12 protein-coding genes and 2 rRNA genes are annotated in these 18,564 nt (G+C 59.6%); 7 read left to right on the top strand and 7 right to left on the bottom strand.

Annotated elements, in window-relative coordinates:
- The first annotated feature begins 12 nt into the window (after positions 1–12).
- Genes IH404_RS10850 through IH404_RS10830 form a run of 5 tightly spaced genes read left to right on the top strand, consistent with a single transcriptional unit; the run spans position 13 to position 5,948 of the window.
- On the top strand, positions 13–1,227 hold the full coding sequence (locus tag IH404_RS10850) for a glycosyltransferase family 4 protein (protein WP_005786794.1): 1,215 nt from the start codon (positions 13–15) through the stop codon (positions 1,225–1,227).
- Positions 1,218–2,321: a glycosyltransferase family 1 protein gene (locus tag IH404_RS10845; protein ID WP_005786792.1), complete on the top strand. Its 1,104-nt coding sequence runs from the start codon at positions 1,218–1,220 to the stop codon at positions 2,319–2,321. Before IH404_RS10850 ends, IH404_RS10845 begins: the two co-directional genes overlap by 10 nt.
- Positions 2,321–3,724: an O-antigen ligase family protein gene (locus IH404_RS10840; RefSeq protein WP_005786790.1), complete on the top strand. Its 1,404-nt coding sequence runs from the start codon at positions 2,321–2,323 to the stop codon at positions 3,722–3,724. The genes IH404_RS10845 and IH404_RS10840 overlap by 1 nt, the downstream gene beginning before the upstream one ends.
- Positions 3,721–4,542, top strand: coding sequence for an acyltransferase (locus IH404_RS10835; protein ID WP_005786788.1), 822 nt, complete (start codon positions 3,721–3,723; stop codon positions 4,540–4,542). Before IH404_RS10840 ends, IH404_RS10835 begins: the two co-directional genes overlap by 4 nt.
- Positions 4,542–5,948 (top strand): lipid II flippase MurJ, encoded by a 1,407-nt coding sequence (locus tag IH404_RS10830; protein WP_194440393.1) that lies wholly within the window; start codon positions 4,542–4,544, stop codon positions 5,946–5,948. Before IH404_RS10835 ends, IH404_RS10830 begins: the two co-directional genes overlap by 1 nt.
- A gap of 59 nt (positions 5,949–6,007) precedes the next feature.
- Here the strand turns inward: IH404_RS10830 and IH404_RS10825 are convergent, their stop codons facing one another.
- The 3 genes from IH404_RS10825 to IH404_RS10815 form a co-directional block, all read right to left on the bottom strand.
- On the bottom strand, positions 6,008–6,580 hold the full coding sequence (locus IH404_RS10825; RefSeq protein WP_005786783.1) for a DUF4174 domain-containing protein: 573 nt from the start codon (positions 6,578–6,580) through the stop codon (positions 6,008–6,010).
- Between the two features lie 152 nt (positions 6,581–6,732).
- Positions 6,733–7,365, bottom strand: a complete 633-nt coding sequence (locus IH404_RS10820; protein ID WP_194440392.1) for a glutathione S-transferase — start codon at positions 7,363–7,365, stop codon at positions 6,733–6,735.
- 49 nt (positions 7,366–7,414) lie between these two features.
- Positions 7,415–9,772: a DNA polymerase II gene (locus IH404_RS10815; RefSeq protein WP_194440391.1), complete on the bottom strand. Its 2,358-nt coding sequence runs from the start codon at positions 9,770–9,772 to the stop codon at positions 7,415–7,417.
- Positions 9,773–9,984: 212 nt separating this feature from the next.
- Here IH404_RS10815 and IH404_RS10810 point away from each other — a divergent pair, with 212 nt between their 5' ends.
- Positions 9,985–12,198, top strand: a complete 2,214-nt coding sequence (locus tag IH404_RS10810; RefSeq protein WP_005786778.1) for a TonB-dependent siderophore receptor — start codon at positions 9,985–9,987, stop codon at positions 12,196–12,198.
- Between the two features lie 43 nt (positions 12,199–12,241).
- On the opposite strand, the gene IH404_RS10805 is transcribed toward IH404_RS10810, so the two are convergent.
- Complete coding sequence (locus IH404_RS10805; protein WP_194440390.1) at positions 12,242–12,709, bottom strand: SRPBCC family protein; 468 nt, start codon at positions 12,707–12,709, stop codon at positions 12,242–12,244.
- A gap of 99 nt (positions 12,710–12,808) precedes the next feature.
- Here IH404_RS10805 and IH404_RS10800 point away from each other — a divergent pair, with 99 nt between their 5' ends.
- Positions 12,809–13,210 (top strand): GFA family protein, encoded by a 402-nt coding sequence (locus IH404_RS10800; RefSeq protein WP_005786775.1) that lies wholly within the window; start codon positions 12,809–12,811, stop codon positions 13,208–13,210.
- Between the two features lies 1 nt (position 13,211).
- Here the strand turns inward: IH404_RS10800 and mrdA are convergent, their stop codons facing one another.
- From mrdA to IH404_RS10785, 3 genes are all read right to left on the bottom strand, one after another.
- On the bottom strand, positions 13,212–15,104 hold the full coding sequence (mrdA, locus tag IH404_RS10795; RefSeq protein ID WP_005786773.1) for a penicillin-binding protein 2: 1,893 nt from the start codon (positions 15,102–15,104) through the stop codon (positions 13,212–13,214).
- Positions 15,105–15,322: 218 nt separating this feature from the next.
- Positions 15,323–15,438: ribosomal RNA gene (rrf, locus tag IH404_RS10790) — 5S ribosomal RNA — on the bottom strand.
- 156 nt (positions 15,439–15,594) lie between these two features.
- Positions 15,595–18,486, bottom strand: a 23S ribosomal RNA gene (locus IH404_RS10785).
- Positions 18,487–18,564: the final 78 nt, after the last annotated feature.

The raw sequence follows: 18,564 nt of genomic DNA, 5'->3' as shown, positions 1-18,564 counted from the left end.
GGAGAGCTGTACATGAGAATCCTATGGATTGTGCCCTACCTGCCGTGGCCGACCACCAGCGGCGGCAAGACCCGGCAGTATCATTTGCTGCGCACCTTGAGTGAGCGCGGGCATCGCATCACGCTGCTGGCGCAATCGAAGACACCGGCCGATGACGCGGTGCACGCAGCCCTTGAACCGTTGCTCGAACGCCTGATCGTGGTGCCGCGCCGGCCGCTGAAACACCCGATGACCCTGCTCGCGGGCGTATTCGCACCGTGGCCGCTGTTGACCACGGTCAATGGCCTGTCGGCACCGTTGCAAGCCCAATTTGCGCAACTGTTGAACGAGCGCTGGGACGTGATTCAAGTGGAACACAGCTACAGCCTGCAACCGTTTCTGCGCACCTTGCAGCAGCGCCAGCGCGAGTTTGTGCTGACCGAGCACAACCTGGAATCAAGCCTGGGCGGCGCCACTTATGACCGTTTTCCCAAGTGGGCTGCGCCGTTCGTGCAGTACGACCAATGGCGCTGCCGGCAATGGGAGCGCAAGGCGTTCGATGCCGCCGCCCATGTGATCGCGGTGACCGACGCGGACGCCCAGGCCATGCGGCCGTTGACTGCAACGCCGGTAAGCGTGGTAGTCAATGGCGTCGACAGCCGTGCCTTCGCCCAGGTCAGTGCCGATACGCAGAGCCAGCGTTTGTTGTTTGTCGGCAATTACGAATACGCACCGAACCTGGACGCTGTGCAGTGGTTGCTTGAAGAGATATTCCCCCGGGTCTGGCTGCAGTGTCCGAACGCGCGCCTGGCGGTGGCCGGTTACGGCTTGCCCGAACACTGGCGCGACCGTTGGCCGGATGAACGTGTCGAGTGGCTGGGGTTTGTTCCTGATCTGTGCGCCCTGCAACGGCGCTGCGCCGGTTTTGTCGCCGCGTTGCGCCATGGCGGCGGCTCCAAGCTCAAGGTGCTGGAGGCAATGGCCGCCGGCTTGCCGCTGGTCAGCACGGCCCAGGGTGTTTCCGGTTTGGCGGTGCAACCACAGGCGCATTACCTGGCGGGCGAAAGCGCCGAGGCCCTGGCCGACGCCATCGTGCGTCTGCTGGATCAGCCGCTGCTGGCCCGGCAACTGGCCGATGCGGCACGCGATTATGCGCGGCACTACCACGACTGGGCGGTGGCCGGTGACGAACTGGAGCACATCTACCGCACCTTGATCGCCTCTAAGGAGTCTCAGCCATGCGCGTAGCCCTGGACTATCGCCCCGCCACGGTTGCGCCCTCGTCGGGCATCGCCCGCCAGGTCCTGGCGCTGGAAGATGCCCTGCGCGCGCGGGGCAACACCGAGGTGGTGCTGTTCACTGAGGCGCCCCTGGACCACCCGCAACGCCAGACCGCCATTTGCCCACCCTGGGCCAGCCCGCTGGATGGCCTGCAACGGCCGCAGGTACGCTTGCGGTTCGAGCGCAAATTTTTGCCCAGAGCCCTGCACGAGCAACAGATCGACCTGCACATCGCCACGGCCAATATGGGCTTGCCGCTGTGCCGCAAACCCGCCGGCACCCGCTATGTCCTGGTGCTGCATGACCTGTTTCAGCTGACTCAGCGTAACTTCCATCGCTCCAGGCTCAAGGCCCTGGCCTATCGTTTGATCGACGGCGCCTCGATTGCCTGGTCGGTGTGGCAGGCTGACCGGGTGTGGTGCCCTTCGCAGTTTTCCTGCAACGAAGCCGCCCGCGTATTCCCCTGGGCCCGGGCCAAGTTCCGGGTGTTGAGCAACCTGGTGCCCGAATTGAATGCAGCGCCAGAGCCGCTGCCAGACAACCTGCCGGCGCGTTACTGGCTGGTGGTGGGCACACGGGAGCCGCGCAAGAACATGGCATTTTTCCTGCGTCAATGGCAGGCCTGCCGTGCGGCGAACCCTGAGGTGCCGGACCTGGTACTGGTGGGCCACGCCAGCGATGTACCGTCCGCCCTTGGCGAACTGCCGGGCCTGCACTGGTGCAGCGGCTTATCGGACGGCCAACTGCAAGCCCTCTACCGTCATACCGACTGCCTATGGCAGCCGTCTTATGCCGAGGGCTTTGGCCTGCCGGTGGTGGAAGCTTTGAGTGTGGGCACGCCGGTGGCGGTGGCACGCGGTTCCGCCCTGGATGAAGTCGCGCCGCCCGGCGCCCCGCGCTTCGACCCACACGATGCCAGGCAATTGCAGAACGTCATGCAGCAACTGGCAACCGCGGGCGACACGGCAGACGCCGAAACGCAGCGCGCCTGGGCCCGGCAATTTGCCGAACCGGCCTATCGCTCGCGCCTGGATACTTTGCTCAAGGAATTGGACCGCTAATGCTGCCAGGAAAACTCATCAGTCTGCTCCTGGGCCTGGTCTTCGGCATTTTGCTGTTGGCCCTGTCGCCGATCAAGGCCTTGCTGGTCGTGGCCGGCGCGGGTGTGGCCTTGACCCTGATCCGCTTTCCCCTGTGGGGCTTGCTGATTTTCGCGGTGTTGGCCACCAGCATTCCCTACACCACGTTGGAACTGGGGATCCGCACCACCATCAGCGAAGCCGTGTTGGGGCTGACCTGGGTCGGGGTGTTCTGGCAATCGTTTATCGGCAAGACCCGCGGCTTGATCCTGTGGCGTCCGACCGAGCGCGCGCTGATGTGGTTGATGCTGTTCAGCACTATTCCGTTTATCTGGGGCATGGTCATCATCCATGCCGAAGGCAACGGGCCGGTGAACTGGGTACGCTGGCTGATGAACCTGTCGTTGCTGTTTATCGTGCCGTTGCTGCTGCGCACCGACGCCGACCGCGACAAGGTGGTGGTCGCCCTGCTGCTGGGCAACCTGGCGATGCTGTTGCTGTCGATTTTCATGTTTTTGAAAACGCGCAACGCCATGTCGATGATCGAGGTGCTCACCGACCTCAAGTACGCCCACCCGGAAGCGGTGAAGGATATTTTTTCCGCCAACTACACGCGCATGGCCTCGCCCTGGGTGCACCCAAACCTGACGGGTGGCGTGCTGGTGCTGTTTATCCCCCTGGCGCTGTTCTACGGCTGGACCCGCAGCGGCTGGCGCCGGGCGCTGGGCCTGGCGGTGGCGGTGCTGGGTTGCGCCGGCCTGCTGCTGAGTATTTCCCGTGGCGCCATCGTGGCCCTGGCGCTGGTGCTGATCTGGCTGACCTATAAGCGCGTACCCAACAGCGGGCGCATCATCGGTATCGGCGTGGCGTTTGGGGTTGCGCTGGTGATGTTCTATCCGCCGTTGCAGGAGCGCTTGCTGACCATCTTCTCGTCCACCAATGCCAGTACCGAAATCCGCTTCGACGAGTACGCAAGATTCCCCGAGGCCATGTCGACATACCCCCTGGGGATCGGCTTCAAGATCGACCCACCCGTACCCGGCACCAACCTGTTGGGCATCTCCAACCTGTGGCTGAACTTCATCTACAAGGTCGGCATTCCGGGGATGCTGTTGTTTATCACCGTCACGGTGTTGTGGTGGCGTGAAGTGCGCCCCCTGGGCCAGGTGCGCAAGGTCACCGCCGACAACGCCCTGTGGCTGGGGTGTATCTGCGGCGTGATGGCAGCGCTGTTGACGGGGATTTTCGACCACTATTTCAGCTTCACCTTTGTACTGATCGCGCTGTTCTGGCTGTTGATGGGCATGAGCCTGCAACAGGTGCGTCTGCGCCCCTCCATTACCGCCCCTGTTGCTGCTATTGCGCCAAAGGATAACCAACCATGAAGCACCGGATGATTCACTCCACCGATTTGCGCGATCGCCTCCCCACACTGGCCGCTGAACTGGGCGTGAGCCTGCCGGACCTGGAAGAGGCGCTGGACTGGTGCCTGGCCAACGACGTGGTGTTTGAAGAGGGCGAAGGCGACAACAAGCGCTTCTGGATAAACTCCATCGACCTGGAACCCGCCCTTGAGCACCCGGTGGCCCGCCTTTTGTTCCGCCGTATGAAACAGGACCTGCCGGGCAAGCTGTTGCCGCGCTATGGCAAAAACTGGGCAACGATCAAGGATCGCTGGCGCAACGCCTGGGACATGGCCTACAACATTTTGATCAACAAGATCCCCAGCCACCATGTGCGCATTGCCTGGCTGCGCCTGGGCGGCGCGAAGATCGGCAAGGGCACAAGCTTGTGGCGTAACACCGAAGTGTTGGGCATCCACAACTTGAGAGTCGGTGACGATACGGTGATCGGTTGGCATTGCCAAGTAGACGCCCGCGCCGGGCTGGTGATCGGCAACCACGTGGCGATTGCCTCCCACGTGCTGATCATCGCCGGCAGTCATGATTTGCAGGCACCGGAGTTCTGGTCGATTTCCGGGCCGATCTACATCGACGACTATGTGTGGATCGGCAGCCGGGCGTTGATCGGCTACGGCACGCACCTGGGTCATGGTTCGGTGATCAGCGCCAATACCGTGGTGGCCAAGGCTGTGGCCCCCTATAAAATCATTGGCGGTTCCGGGGCCAAAATCATGGGCGAACGTTGCCATGATCTGAACTATAAGGTGGGTGGCAAGGGCCTGTTCACCCTGTTCCACTGATGTTCGGCAGCACGCTCTGGCTGACCGTCGCGACCCTCGCCGGGCTGGTCGCCGGTTTTGCCCGCGAATGGCTGCTGGTGGCGGCCTGGGGCGCAGGTAGCCGCAGCGACGGGTTTCTGGTGGCGGTGTTTTTGCCCGAAGCGTTGCGCATGACCCTGGCCGCCGGCTTGCTTGCGGCGGCTGCCCTGCCCCTCTATCAACAACGCGACCCACAACGCCAGCAAGCCTGGCTGGCCAGCCTTTCTCCACGCCTGCTGGGAGTAGGCCTGGCCCTGTTTGCCGTATTGGCGCTGGGCGCGCCGCTGTGGGTGCGCCTGATCGGCCCCGGCCTGGACGCCGCAGCCCATGCCGAAGCTGCCGCTAACTTGCGCTGGCTGGCGGCCTGTGCGCCGGGCCTGGTGATGCATGGGTTGTTCAGTATTCCCTTGCAGGCACGCCAGCGTTTTGTGCTGCCGGGGCTGGGCTCTTTGCTGTTCAACCTGCCGCCGGTGCTGTACCTGTTTATCCGCGGCAGCGCAAGCGACAGCGGCGAACTGGCCATGAGCTTTTTTGCCGGCAGTGTGTTGATGTGCCTGCCGCTGCTGGCGCCGGTCTGGTCTTTCGGCTGGCGGCCGTGGCAAGTCACTGGCGACAAGCTGGCGGGCCGCGAACTGTTGGGGCGCATCGGACCATTGTTGGCCAGCAATGTCGCCAGCCAGGGTTTGGCGCTGCTTGAGCGATTGATCGCCAGTTACCTGGGGGAAGGCGCCGTCACGTGGGTCAACCTTGCACGCAAACTGATCAATCTGCCCTTGATCGCCCTGATGAGCCTCAACCAGGTACTGCTGGGCATGATGAGCGGCGAACAAGGCCAGCAGCGCCTGGCCCTGCTGCGCCGAGGCCTGGATGCTGCGACCCTGCTCAGCCTGCCGGCCGCCCTCGGCCTGATCGGCGCCAGCCCGGTGCTGATTCATCTGCTGATGCCCGCCCAAAGCGCCGACAGCCCACTGCCCGCCCTGCTGGCCTGGTTCGCGACGCCATTGGTGTTCGGCGCCTGGAACGCTATGCTCGCCCGCTACGCCTATGCCAGCGGCGACACGCGCCTGCCCTTGCGCTGCGAATTGCTGGGCAGCGGGGTCAACGCTTTGCTGTTGGTGCTGCTGCCGTACTTTCTGGGTTTGCCGGGTATCGCCCTGGCGGCGTTGGGCGGGGTTATCGTCACCAACCTGCTGCTGATGCAGCGCCAGCAATTGCTTGGGCAACTGGGCTGGCCGCTGCAATGGGGGCTGAGTGCGGTTTTACTGGGTTTTGCAGCCGTGATATTGCACCCGCTGCACAATGATGGGTGGCAACTGGGCTTGAGTACCTTGGCGGCTGCCCTGGTATTGGGAGGGTTGGCTGGGTGGTTCAAGCCGTGGAAACAGTGAACTGGAGCCACCACCGCAATGGCCTGCGCAGGAGCTGGTAAGCCAGCTCCTGCACGGACTCAGTCATCCAACTGTTGAGGCGCAGCCGGCTTGGTTGCCTTACCCGCTTTGGTAGCGTTCTTGCCAGGCGCAGGCGCCGGTTCTGGCACAACCGGAGCAGCCGCTTCTTTCTCGGCCATCGGCATCTGGTCGATGGTGCTGAAAAATTCCTTCAGGTCGAGGGTATCCGGGGGGACGGTCTTCTCAACTTTCTTCTCACCATCCTTGCCGATCAGGATCACCTTGGTGCCGCTGCCGACGCCGAGCTTGAGGGCACGGATCAGCGCGTTGGTTTCAGGCGGCGTGAGCTTTTTGCTGTCCTTTGGGTCCTTGGCGAACTTCTCCCCTTCGGCGCCAATGCTACCGAACTTGACGGTGTAGAACACCATGCTGCGCTCTTCGAAGGACTGCTTGGTGGCAGCCTCTTCCAGTTGTTTCTTCAGCGTTGCCAGTGTCGGGTTTCCAGCATCAAGCTCCACGACCACCAGCGGGCGCGTCTTGCCCAACTCCTGCTTGAGCGGATTATCATCAGCGGCCAACAACGGCCCCGTAAAAGCCATCAAGGTAGCCAGGGTCAGCGACCGGATGAGCATGCGCACCTCCTTTGAATTCCATGCAGGGTTCTTGAGTTTCATGTCTGCGACAGTCAAATTCAAGGATGATTCCTACATCACTTTGAGAAGAGTAGGTCAGGACGCCCGCTACGCAAGGGCTTGGACAGTGGCCGGAGCATTGTTTCTTCCGGTTACGAGACCGTCCACTGCGGCCAATGACGGGCAAAAACCGGGGCCACGACAGGGTCGGCGTCTACCCGCTCCAGGCTCTGTGCAAAGCCCGGCGCCAGGTTGCCGAGCACCTCGCGCGCGTCATCCCAGCGCGACACCGCCGCCGCCATGATGCCCAGTGCATTCGGCACATTGCCCGGGGTAAACAGCTGGTCGGCAAACTGATCGGCAAACACGACCCAGGCCTGGTACAGGTAGCGCCGTGTGCCGCTGACCAGTTGCGCTTGCTGCGCCTCATCGGCATTACCCAACCAGCGTTGCGGGTAGTCGATGATGCCGATCGCCGAATAGCAATTGGCGGCGATGTACAGCAGCCCGCGCAGGATCTGCGCACGATCGCCGGCCAGCAACTCGGCCTTGGGGTACTCCAGGCCCAGGTGGATCAGGATAGCGACGCTTTCGGTCAGCACCTGGCCATTGGGGGTGACCAGGGTGGGGATCTGCTTGAGTGGATTGATACGTGCAAGAGCGTCGCTGCCCTCGCCGTCCTGCCAGGAGCTGGCGTCCACGCGATGCCACGGCACGGCGCAGCGCTGCAGGGCGATTTCGATCATGCAGGAGCCGGATTCGTCGGTGCCATAAAGTGTGTACATGGGCGTTGCCTCCTGAGCGATGGGCGATAGGGACAGTGTGGTCCATTGCCTAGAATAGCCCCATCTGCCCGCCCACCAGGGTACCGAAGTCATCATTCACAAACGGCAAGATCGCGTCAGCAACGGGCTGCAATTGCCGGGTCACATAGTGGTCGTAGTCGATGGGCGCTTGCCGCACTTCCAAGGGTTCGGGGCCGTTGACGCTGATCACGTAGCTGATCCAGCCACCGCGCTGGTACTGGCGCGGGCGCCCCAGGCGGTCGTTGTACTCGTCGGCCAAACGTGCCGCGCGCACATGGGGCGGAACGTTGCGTTCATAGTCGTGCAAGGGGCGGCGCAGGCGCTTGCGGTAGATCAGCAACTCGTCGAACTCGCCGCTCAGGGTACGGCGCACGTAGTCGCGTATGTAGTCCTGATGGGGCTGGCGATGGAAGATGCGCCGGTAGAGTTCCTGCTGGAATTGCCGGGCCAGAGGCGACCAATCGCTGCGCACGGTTTCCAGGCCTTTGTAGACCATCTCTTCGCTGCCATCGTCGCGCACCACCAAACCGGCGTAGCGCTTCTTGCTGCCCTCCTCCGCGCCACGGATGGTCGGCATCAGGAAGCGGCTGAAGTGGGTTTCGTATTGCAGCTCCAAAGCACTTCGCAGGCCGTACTCCGTGCTCAGGTGGGCGCGCCACCAATCATTGACGTGCTGCACCAGCGCCTGGCCGATGCGATTGGCATCCTGCGGAGAATGGGCGCTGCCGAGCCAGACGAAGGTGGAGTCGGTGTCGCCGTAGATCACTTCATAACCCTGGGCCTCCACCAGCTCGCGGGTCTGGCGCATGATCTGGTGCCCACGCAGGGTGATCGACGACGCCAACCGCGTATCGAAGAACCGACAGCCACTGGAGCCGAGCACGCCATAGAAGGCATTCATGATGATTTTCAAGGCTTGGGACAGCGGCGCGTTGTGCTCGCGCTTGGCCTCTTCACGGCCTTCGGATACGCGAGTGACGATGGACGGCAGGCAGTGCCGGGTGCGGGAGAAACGTGCGCCGCGAAAGCCCTCTACCGAGTCGCTATCGTCGGGATGCTTGAGGCCTTCGATCAAGCCCACCGGGTCGATCAGGAAGCTGCGGATGATCGATGGGTAAAGGCTTTTGTAGTCCAGCACCAGCACCGATTCGTAGAGGCCCGGGCGTGAGTCCATGACAAACCCGCCAGGGCTGGCCTGGGGCGGTTTGTCGCCCAGGTTCGGCGCGACGAAACCCTGGCGATGCATCAACGGCAGGTACAAGTGGGTGAAGGCGGCGACCGAACCGCCGTTACGATCGGCCGGCAAGCCAGTGACGCTGGCACGCTCCAGCAAGAACTTGAGTAACTCGGTCTTTTCAAAAATCCGTGTGACCAGCTCACAGTCCTTGAGGTTGTAGCGCGCCAAGGCGGGCTTGTCCTCGGCGAACATGCGGTTGATTTCGTCCATGCGCTGGTACGGGGTGGAAATGTCCTTGCCTTCGCCGAGCAGGGTTTGTGCGACGTTTTCCAGGCTGAAGGATTCAAAGCTCCAGGTCGCCGAGCGCAGTGCTTCGATCCCGTCGATGATCAAGCGCCCCGCCGCTGCCGCGAAGTAGTGATTGCGGCTGCCGTGCTCGCGCCAGGTCATGGCTTCACCGCCACGCCCCAACAACAGCGGCACGTTCAAACGTTGGGCGTGCTCATGCAGGACGCGCAGGTCGAACTGCACCACATTCCAGCCGATGATCGCATCGGGATCAAAGGTGGCCAGCCATTGGTTGAGGCGTTCGAGCAGTTGCGCACGGGTGTCGCAGTAGTCGAGCTTGAAGTCCACGGCATCGGTTTTGTTTGGCGGGCCGAGCATATACACCTGGCGTTCGCCGCAGCCTTCCAGCGCGATGGAATACAGATCGCCCTGGGCGGTGGTTTCGATGTCCAGGGACACCAGCTTCAAGCGCGGGCGGTAGTCGGGCGCGGGCTTCATCTGCGCATCCAGCAAGGTACCGCTGGCATCCGCAGTGCCGCCAAACCACACGGGAGCTGTGATAAAGCGCTCCATCATGTAGCGCTCGGGCGGTCGCACATCGCCTTCATAGACATCGACCCCGGCGCTGCGCAGGCGCTTTTCGATGTCCATCAATTGGCGGTGCTGGCGGGCATAGAGGCCCAGGACCGGGCGATGGTGGAAGTCGCAGAGTTGCAACGGGCGCAGCTCAAGATCGCGCTCGCCCTTGAGCAGCCAATCAAGCGGCTTGCGATGGACTTCGGGGATGAACATCACCGAGGTTTGCACGGGTAGGCGAATACACCGAGGCCCGTGGTCGGTGGCCAGCCAGAAACTGACCTCCGTGCCCAACGAGGTATCGCGCCAATGCCGGGTCAGGACAAAACCCTGCTGTAAATCCACCGTACCGCACCTCAGGAATCGCTTTCAGGGCGTGATTCTACTCGGCATCCGGGCAAACGCGTCGGGTAAACGCACACGCAGTGCGCAATCGAATAAATTTGTTGCAGGACATTAATAACAATCACTATCATTTGCGTCGGAGTCGTATCCGCGCAGTGAGGAAGCGCAACGTCGCTGCCCCCTTCCTCATAAGTTAGCCGTCTGGATCGACCATGCCCCTCTGCAATCTTTTCGCTGCGCCATTTCGCCCGACCCTGCTCGCCCTTTGCTGCTCCGTGAGCCTTGCTGCACAGGCGGCAACCCCCGAGGCCGCAGACAACGTGCTGGAACTGGGCGCCACCAACATCAATGCCCAAGCACCCGCGCCCACGGCGCTGCCCCCTGAGTTTGCAGGTGGCCAGGTTGCACGCGGCGGCCAACTGGGTGTGCTGGGCAACCAGGACATCATGGATGTGCCCTTCAGCATGTCCTCCTACACCGAAAAGCTGATTCGCGACCAGCAGGCGGAAACCGTCGGCGACGTGTTGCTCAATGACTCCTCGGTGCGCCAGGCCTCGGGGTATGCGAACCAGTCACAGACGTTCATGATTCGTGGCCTGCCGTTGAATGGCGATGACATTTCCTATAATGGTTTGTACGGTGTCCTGCCGCGCCAGATCATTTCCACTGACGCCTTGGAGCGCGTGGAGGTATTCAAGGGCCCTAACGCCTTTATCAACGGCGTCACCCCCACCGGCTCGGGGATTGGTGGCGGCGTGAACCTGCAACCCAAGCGCGCCGATGATGTGCCACTGCGTCGTTTCAGTACCGACATCAGCAGTGATGGGCGGATTGGCGAACACTTGGATATTGGCCAGCGCTTCGGCGAAGACAACCGGTTTGGCGCACGGGTCAACCTGTCCCAGCGCGAAGGCGATACCGGGATTGATGATGAAAACCAGCGTTCGAAGCTGTTTGCCGTCGGCCTTGATTACCGCGGCGATGCGTTGCGGCTGTCCGGTGATTTTGTGTATCAGAAGCAGCGTATCAACGGTGGGCGTAACTCGGTGTTCCTTGGCACCATCACCCAGGTGCCGGATGCGCCGTCGGCAGACACCAACTACGCGCCAAGCTGGAGCAGTACCAACCTTGAAGACACCTTGGGGATGCTGCGCGCCGAATATGACCTGAATGAAAACTGGACCGCCTACGCGGCAACCGGTGCCAAGCACAGCCGTGAAATGGGGCGCTACTCGTCGGTGACCTTGAGCGATAATCTCGGCAATGCCAGCGCCAGCGGCTCGACTATCGCCCACGAAGAAAACAATACCAGTGCCATGGGTGGCCTCAATGGCAAGTTCCACACCGGCCCGGTGAGCCATCGGCTTAACTTCGGCCTGGCAGGCATCTGGACCGAGGCGCGCAACGCCTATGTATTTGCCAGCGCAAAAAACCCGACCAATATCTACAACCCCGTAACCGGCGCGCCGCCGGCCCTCAACAGCCCACGCAATACCCCAGGCACCGACTTCAGCGATCCGACCATCACCGGCAAGACATTCGTGCGCAGCGTCGCGGTATCCGACACCTTGGGGTTCTTCGATGACCGCCTGTTAGTGACCGTTGGTGCACGTCGCCAGCAGATGGTGGTGCAGAGTTACAACTACATGAGCGGTACCCGCACCGCCAACTATGACGAATCGATCACCACACCGGTCTACGGCATTGTGTTCAAACCGTGGGAGCACGTATCTCTGTATGCCAACCGCATTGAAGGCCTGGCTCAGGGCCCGACGTCGCCGCTCAAATCAGGCAACCTGACGGTCATCGGTGGCGGGCAAGCTTATGCGCCTGCTCGGTCCAAGCAGATCGAAGCGGGTGTCAAAGTGGACATGGGCACCTATGGCGCGACCCTGGGTGTATATCGTATCGAGCAGCCCGGCGCGGGTTATGCCGAAGCCATCGACGCCACCACCGCCCGTTATGTGCGGGAAGGTCAGCAGATCAACAAGGGCGTCGAGCTCAACGTATTCGGCGAACCGGTCAGCGGCCTGCGCTTGCTGGGCGGGGTAACCCTGATGAAAACCGAACTCAAGGGTACCCTCAACGGCGCCAACGATGGCAACCGCGCCATTGGCGTACCCTCATTCCAGCTCAATGCCGGGGTGGATTGGGATGTGCCCGGCCTGCAAGGCGTAAGCCTCAGCGGGCGTATGCTGCGCACCGGCGGGCAGTACGCCGACGCGGCCAACAACCTGAGCCTGCCGGCCTGGAACCGCTTCGACGTGGGTGCGCGCTACACCTTCGCCGTGGACAAGCGCGAGGTGACATTGGGTGCCACGGTAGAGAACGTCGCCAACCAGAAATACTGGGAGTCGGCCCAGGGCGGGTTCCTGAGCCAGGGTGATCCGCGAGTGGCGAAGTTGTCGGCGTCGATTGATTTCTAGAACGTGATTACGTTGGGGGGCTGATCTGCCCCCTTTCCCACCATCATACTGGTCGGGTTTCGCTCAGATAGGTTTCGATATTGCCCATCTGCTCATCCCAACCACGGGAGTTCATCTTGAACGCCTTCTGGCGCCGCGCCTCGGGAACCTGGTCGAAACCGGATTCGACAACCCGCAGCAGGATGCCGGGGGCGCGATCCTCGATGGTGAACTCCACCAGGGTCGGTGTTTCGTTGTCGTAGTCGACGCCCTCTTCCACTGCGAAAGGATGCCACCAGAAAGAGAACAGGGTTTGCGGCAGGACGCGTTCGATCCTGGCCTCCCAGACTACATGTTCGTAACCTGGGTAAGTAATTGGCGCTTCGATGGTTTGCCCGGCAACAAAGGTTTTGCCCTTGAGCGCGATACCGAACCAGCTGCCAAATTGCTCGGCATCCGTGAGAGCCTCCCAAACCTGTTTACGCGATGCATTGAGCAGGACTTTGCGTTCGATTCGATCTAATACGTGCATGAGTCACCTCCTTCTTTGAACAGTAGGCGACATCGACCAATGCGCAACCTTGCATTGTGCGCGATGATGATGACCCCCTCCTTGACCTGGCCATAGGTTATGACTGACCCATTGAATGGAAGTTGCTTGTGCAAAGGTGTGCGCTATCAGGTGGACAGCCTGGACATGCCCATCAGCCACTGCCATTGCGACAGCTGTCGCAAAGCACACGCAGCTGCGTTTGTTGCCACTGCCGGGGTGATGCGCGAGCATTTTCGCTGGACGCACGGTGAAGAGCTTTTGGCATCCTTTGAATCCTCGCCGGGGAAACTCCGACGCTTCTGCTCGCGCTGCGGCTCACATCTGATTGCCGAACGGGGGCATCAGCCCCACGTGATCGTGCGGGTGGCGACGCTGGACGATGATCCCGGCGTCAGGCCCACCTCGCATATCTGGATGGCCCATGAGGTGCCATGGCTGGCCTATGACGGCGTAGAGCGCTGGGTCGAGTGGCAGGCCTGAGTCAGACGCGTGGGTCGCCTGGCGCTTTGGCCGGCGTCGCATATTGCGGCTTGAGATGACCTTCCTGATCAAGCAACCAGGCATCCATGATTTGCCGCACTACCGGCCCAGCCACACGGCCTCCGGCCTCACCGTTTTCAATCATGACGGAAATCACGATTTTCGGATGTTCGGCCGGCGCAAAACCGACGAACAAGGCGTTATCGCGATGACGCTCCAGCGTCTTGTTGCGGTTGTAGCGCTCACCCTGCTTGATCGCCACTACCTGGGCGGTGCCGCTCTTGCCGGCGATGCGGTATTGGGCGCCTTGCGCTGCCGCCCTGGCGATACCGCGTGGGTCGTGCATCACCAATTGCATACCATGGTTGACCTGCTCCCAATCACGCGGATCTTTTAAGACTACGTTGGGCATCGGGTTCTCATCCACCGGAGGCACTCCGTTGATGGTCTTGGCCAGGTGCGGACGGTTCCAGATGCCTTTATTGGCGATCAATGCGGTGGCTTGAGCCAGTTGCAGCGGCGTCACCTGCATATAGCCCTGGCCGATGCCGAGGATCACGGTTTCGCCTGGGAACCAGGGCTGGCGACGGGTCGCACGCTTCCAGGCCTGAGAGGGCATCAGACCTGCGGACTCTTCGAACATGTCCAGGGACACCTTCTGACCAAGGCCGAACTCGGCGAGGTAGTCGTGCAGGCGATCGATGCCTAGCTTGTGGGCCAGGTCGTAGAAGTAAGTGTCGTTGGAACGCATGATGGCGGCGTCCATGTCTACCCAACCGTCGCCACTGTGGTTCCAGTTGCGGTATTTGTGATCGAAGTCCGGCAGCTGGTAATAACCGGGATCGAACACCCGGGTTTGCGGGGTAACAACGCCACTGTCGAGACCCGCGATCGCCACTTCCGGCTTGATGGTTGAACCCGGCGCATAGAGCCCACGTAGCACGCGGTTGAACAGCGGCCGATCAATGGAATCGTGCAGCGCGGCGTATTCCTTGAAGCTGATGCCGGTGACGAACAGGTTCGGATCGAAACTCGGTTTGCTGACCATAGCCAGTACTTCACCGGTTTGCGGGTCCAGAGCCACGACCGAACCACGCCGGTCGCCCAGGGCTTCTTCGGCGGCTTCCTGAAGCTTGACGTCGAGGCTCAGGACGATGTTTTTGCCAGGGATCGGATCGGTGTGCTTGAGCACGCGTAGTACGCGCCCCTGGGCATTGGTCTCGACCTCTTCATAACCGACATGGCCGTGCAGCTCGGCCTCGTAAAAACGCTCGATCCCGGTTTTACCGATGGATTGGGTACCGCGGTACTCCACGGAATCAAGGGTCTTGGATTCTTTCTCATTGATGCGGCCGACATAGCCGATGGAGTGGGCAAAGTGCGCACCCAGCGGGTAGTGGCGGACAAACTGGGGCTCGACGTCCACCCCTGGTAGACGGAACTCGTTGACGGCCAAAACGGCGATCTGTTCTTCGTTCAACTCATAGAACAACGTGACCGGAACAAACGGGTGACGAGCCTGCTTAAGCGCCTTATCGAACATCGCTCGGTCTTCGGCAGGCAGATGCAGCAGATTGACGATCGCGTCCAGCTCACCCTTGAGATCGGTGGTGCGTTCACGGGTGATGGTCAGGTTGTAACTCGGACGGTTGTCGGCCAGGACTACACCATTACGGTCATAGATCAAGCCGCGAGTTGGCGTGATCGGCAGTACGTGAACCCGATTGTTTTCCGAGATCGTGGAGTGGTAGTCGTACTGCACCACTTGCAGAAAATACATACGCCCCACCAGGGCACAGGTGATGCCTACCACTAGCAGTGCACAGGCCAGCAAGCGCTTGTTGACCAGGCGGTTTTCTTTTTCGTGATCTTTGATAGGTATCGGTTCAGGCATTTCTACAGCATCTCGTTGGAAAATAGCGACGCCGCCTCCTGCGGGTAACGATCAGTCCTTGTGAAAATGTGCTGCACCATACCAAAAATGCAGAAACACTTTGCATTGATTTCCCCAACGGCACGTTATTTAAGCGAGAGTCCCAGAGGCAGCCGGCTTTTCAACCGCCCAAAACAAAACCCCTGTTTGCGTTAGCAAACAGGGGTTTCGGAATTTAATCTTGACGATGACCTACTCTCACATGGGGAAACCCCACACTACCATCGGCGATGCATCGTTTCACTGCTGAGTTCGGGATGGGATCAGGTGGTTCCAATGCTCTATGGTCGTCAAGAAATTCGGGTACTGAGTCGCGACCAGTTGGTCTCGCTTCAGCAAATTGGGTATGTGACAGCTTTCGGTGTTTTGTGAGCGTCGAACTTTCGGTTCATTGCGTCTTCACACACCGCAATCTGATGCTCTTTCGAGAAACAAATTGCTTGGGTGTTATATGGTCAAGCCTCACGGGCAATTAGTATTGGTTAGCTCAACGCCTCACAGCGCTTACACACCCAACCTATCAACGTCGTAGTCTTCGACGGCCCTTCAGGGAACTCAAGGTTCCAGTGAGATCTCATCTTGAGGCTAGTTTCCCGCTTAGATGCTTTCAGCGGTTATCTATTCCGAACATAGCTACCCGGCAATGCCACTGGCGTGACAACCGGAACACCAGAGGTTCGTCCACTCCGGTCCTCTCGTACTAGGAGCAGCCCCTCTCAAATCTCAAACGTCCACGGCAGATAGGGACCGAACTGTCTCACGACGTTCTAAACCCAGCTCGCGTACCACTTTAAATGGCGAACAGCCATACCCTTGGGACCGGCTTCAGCCCCAGGATGTGATGAGCCGACATCGAGGTGCCAAACACCGCCGTCGATATGAACTCTTGGGCGGTATCAGCCTGTTATCCCCGGAGTACCTTTTATCCGTTGAGCGATGGCCCTTCCATACAGAACCACCGGATCACTAAGACCTACTTTCGTACCTGCTCGACGTGTCTGTCTCGCAGTCAAGCGCGCTTTTGCCTTTATACTCTACGACCGATTTCCGACCGGTCTGAGCGCACCTTCGTACTCCTCCGTTACTCTTTAGGAGGAGACCGCCCCAGTCAAACTACCCACCATACACTGTCCTCGATCCGGATAACGGACCTGAGTTAGAACCTCAAAGTTGCCAGGGTGGTATTTCAAGGTTGGCTCCACGCAGACTGGCGTCCACGCTTCAAAGCCTCCCACCTATCCTACACAAGCAAATTCAAAGTCCAGTGCAAAGCTATAGTAAAGGTTCACGGGGTCTTTCCGTCTAGCCGCGGATACACTGCATCTTCACAGCGATTTCAATTTCACTGAGTCTCGGGTGGAGACAGCGCCGCCATCGTTACGCCATTCGTGCAGGTCGGAACTTACCCGACAAGGAATTTCGCTACCTTAGGACCGTTATAGTTACGGCCGCCGTTTACCGGGGCTTCGATCAAGAGCTTCGCGTTAGCTAACCCCATCAATTAACCTTCCGGCACCGGGCAGGCGTCACACCCTATACGTCCACTTTCGTGTTTGCAGAGTGCTGTGTTTTTAATAAACAGTCGCAGCGGCCTGGTATCTTCGACCGGCATGAGCTTACGGAGCAAGTCCTTCACCCTCACCGGCGCACCTTCTCCCGAAGTTACGGTGCCATTTTGCCTAGTTCCTTCACCCGAGTTCTCTCAAGCGCCTTGGTATTCTCTACCCAACCACCTGTGTCGGTTTGGGGTACGGTTCCTGGTTACCTGAAGCTTAGAAGCTTTTCTTGGAAGCATGGCATCAACCACTTCGTTAACTAAAAGTTAACTCGTCATCAGCTCTCGGCCTTAGAATCCCGGATTTACCTAAGATTCCAGCCTACCACCTTAAACTTGGACAACCAACGCCAAGCTGGCCTAGCCTTCTCCGTCCCTCCATCGCAATAACCAGAAGTACAGGAATATTAACCTGTTTTCCATCGACTACGCTTTTCAGCCTCGCCTTAGGGACCGACTAACCCTGCGTCGATTAACGTTGCGCAGGAAACCTTGGTCTTTCGGCGTGGGTGTTTTTCACACCCATTGTCGTTACTCATGTCAGCATTCGCACTTCTGATACCTCCAGCAAGCTTCTCAACTCACCTTCACAGGCTTACAGAACGCTCCTCTACCGCATCACTTACGTGATACCCGTAGCTTCGGTGTATGGTTTGAGCCCCGTTACATCTTCCGCGCAGGCCGACTCGACTAGTGAGCTATTACGCTTTCTTTAAAGGGTGGCTGCTTCTAAGCCAACCTCCTAGCTGTCTAAGCCTTCCCACATCGTTTCCCACTTAACCATAACTTTGGGACCTTAGCTGACGGTCTGGGTTGTTTCCCTTTTCACGACGGACGTTAGCACCCGCCGTGTGTCTCCCATGCTCGGCACTTGTAGGTATTCGGAGTTTGCATCGGTTTGGTAAGTCGGGATGACCCCCTAGCCGAAACAGTGCTCTACCCCCTACAGTGATACATGAGGCGCTACCTAAATAGCTTTCGAGGAGAACCAGCTATCTCCGAGCTTGATTAGCCTTTCACTCCGATCCACAGGTCATCCGCTAACTTTTCAACGGTAGTCGGTTCGGTCCTCCAGTTAGTGTTACCCAACCTTCAACCTGCCCATGGATAGATCGCCCGGTTTCGGGTCTATTCCCAGCGACTAGACGCCCTATTAAGACTCGCTTTCGCTACGCCTCCCCTATTCGGTTAAGCTCGCCACTGAAAATAAGTCGCTGACCCATTATACAAAAGGTACGCAGTCACCCAACAAAGTGGGCTCCCACTGCTTGTACGCATACGGTTTCAGGATCTATTTCACTCCCCTCTCCGGGGTTCTTTTCGCCTTTCCCTCACGGTACTAGTTCACTATCGGTCAGTCAGTAGTATTTAGCCTTGGAGGATGGTCCCCCCATATTCAGACAAAGTTTCTCGTGCTCCGTCCTACTCGATTTCATGACTAAGAGATTTTCGCGTACAGGGCTATCACCCACTATGGCCGCACTTTCCAGAGCGTTCCGCTAATCTCAAAGCCACTTAAGGGCTAGTCCCCGTTCGCTCGCCACTACTAAGGGAATCTCGGTTGATTTCTTTTCCTCAGGGTACTTAGATGTTTCAGTTCCCCTGGTTCGCCTCTTGCACCTATGTATTCAGTACAAGATAACCATCTTATGATGGCTGGGTTCCCCCATTCAGACATCTCCGGATCAAAGTCTGTTTGCCGACTCCCCGAAGCTTTTCGCAGGCTACCACGTCTTTCATCGCCTCTGACTGCCAAGGCATCCACCGTATGCGCTTCTTCACTTGACCATATAACCCCAAGCAATCTGGTTATACTGTGAAGACAACATTCGCCGAAAATTCGAATTTCTCGATTAAGAGAACTCA

Origin of the sequence: Pseudomonas sp. OST1909, from assembly GCF_015277575.1 — a bacterium.
GTDB classification, from domain to species: Bacteria; Pseudomonadota; Gammaproteobacteria; order Pseudomonadales; family Pseudomonadaceae; genus Aquipseudomonas; species Aquipseudomonas synxantha_A.
Note: the sequence above shows the minus strand (reverse complement) of the source record. Positions and strands in the feature narration are given on the sequence as shown.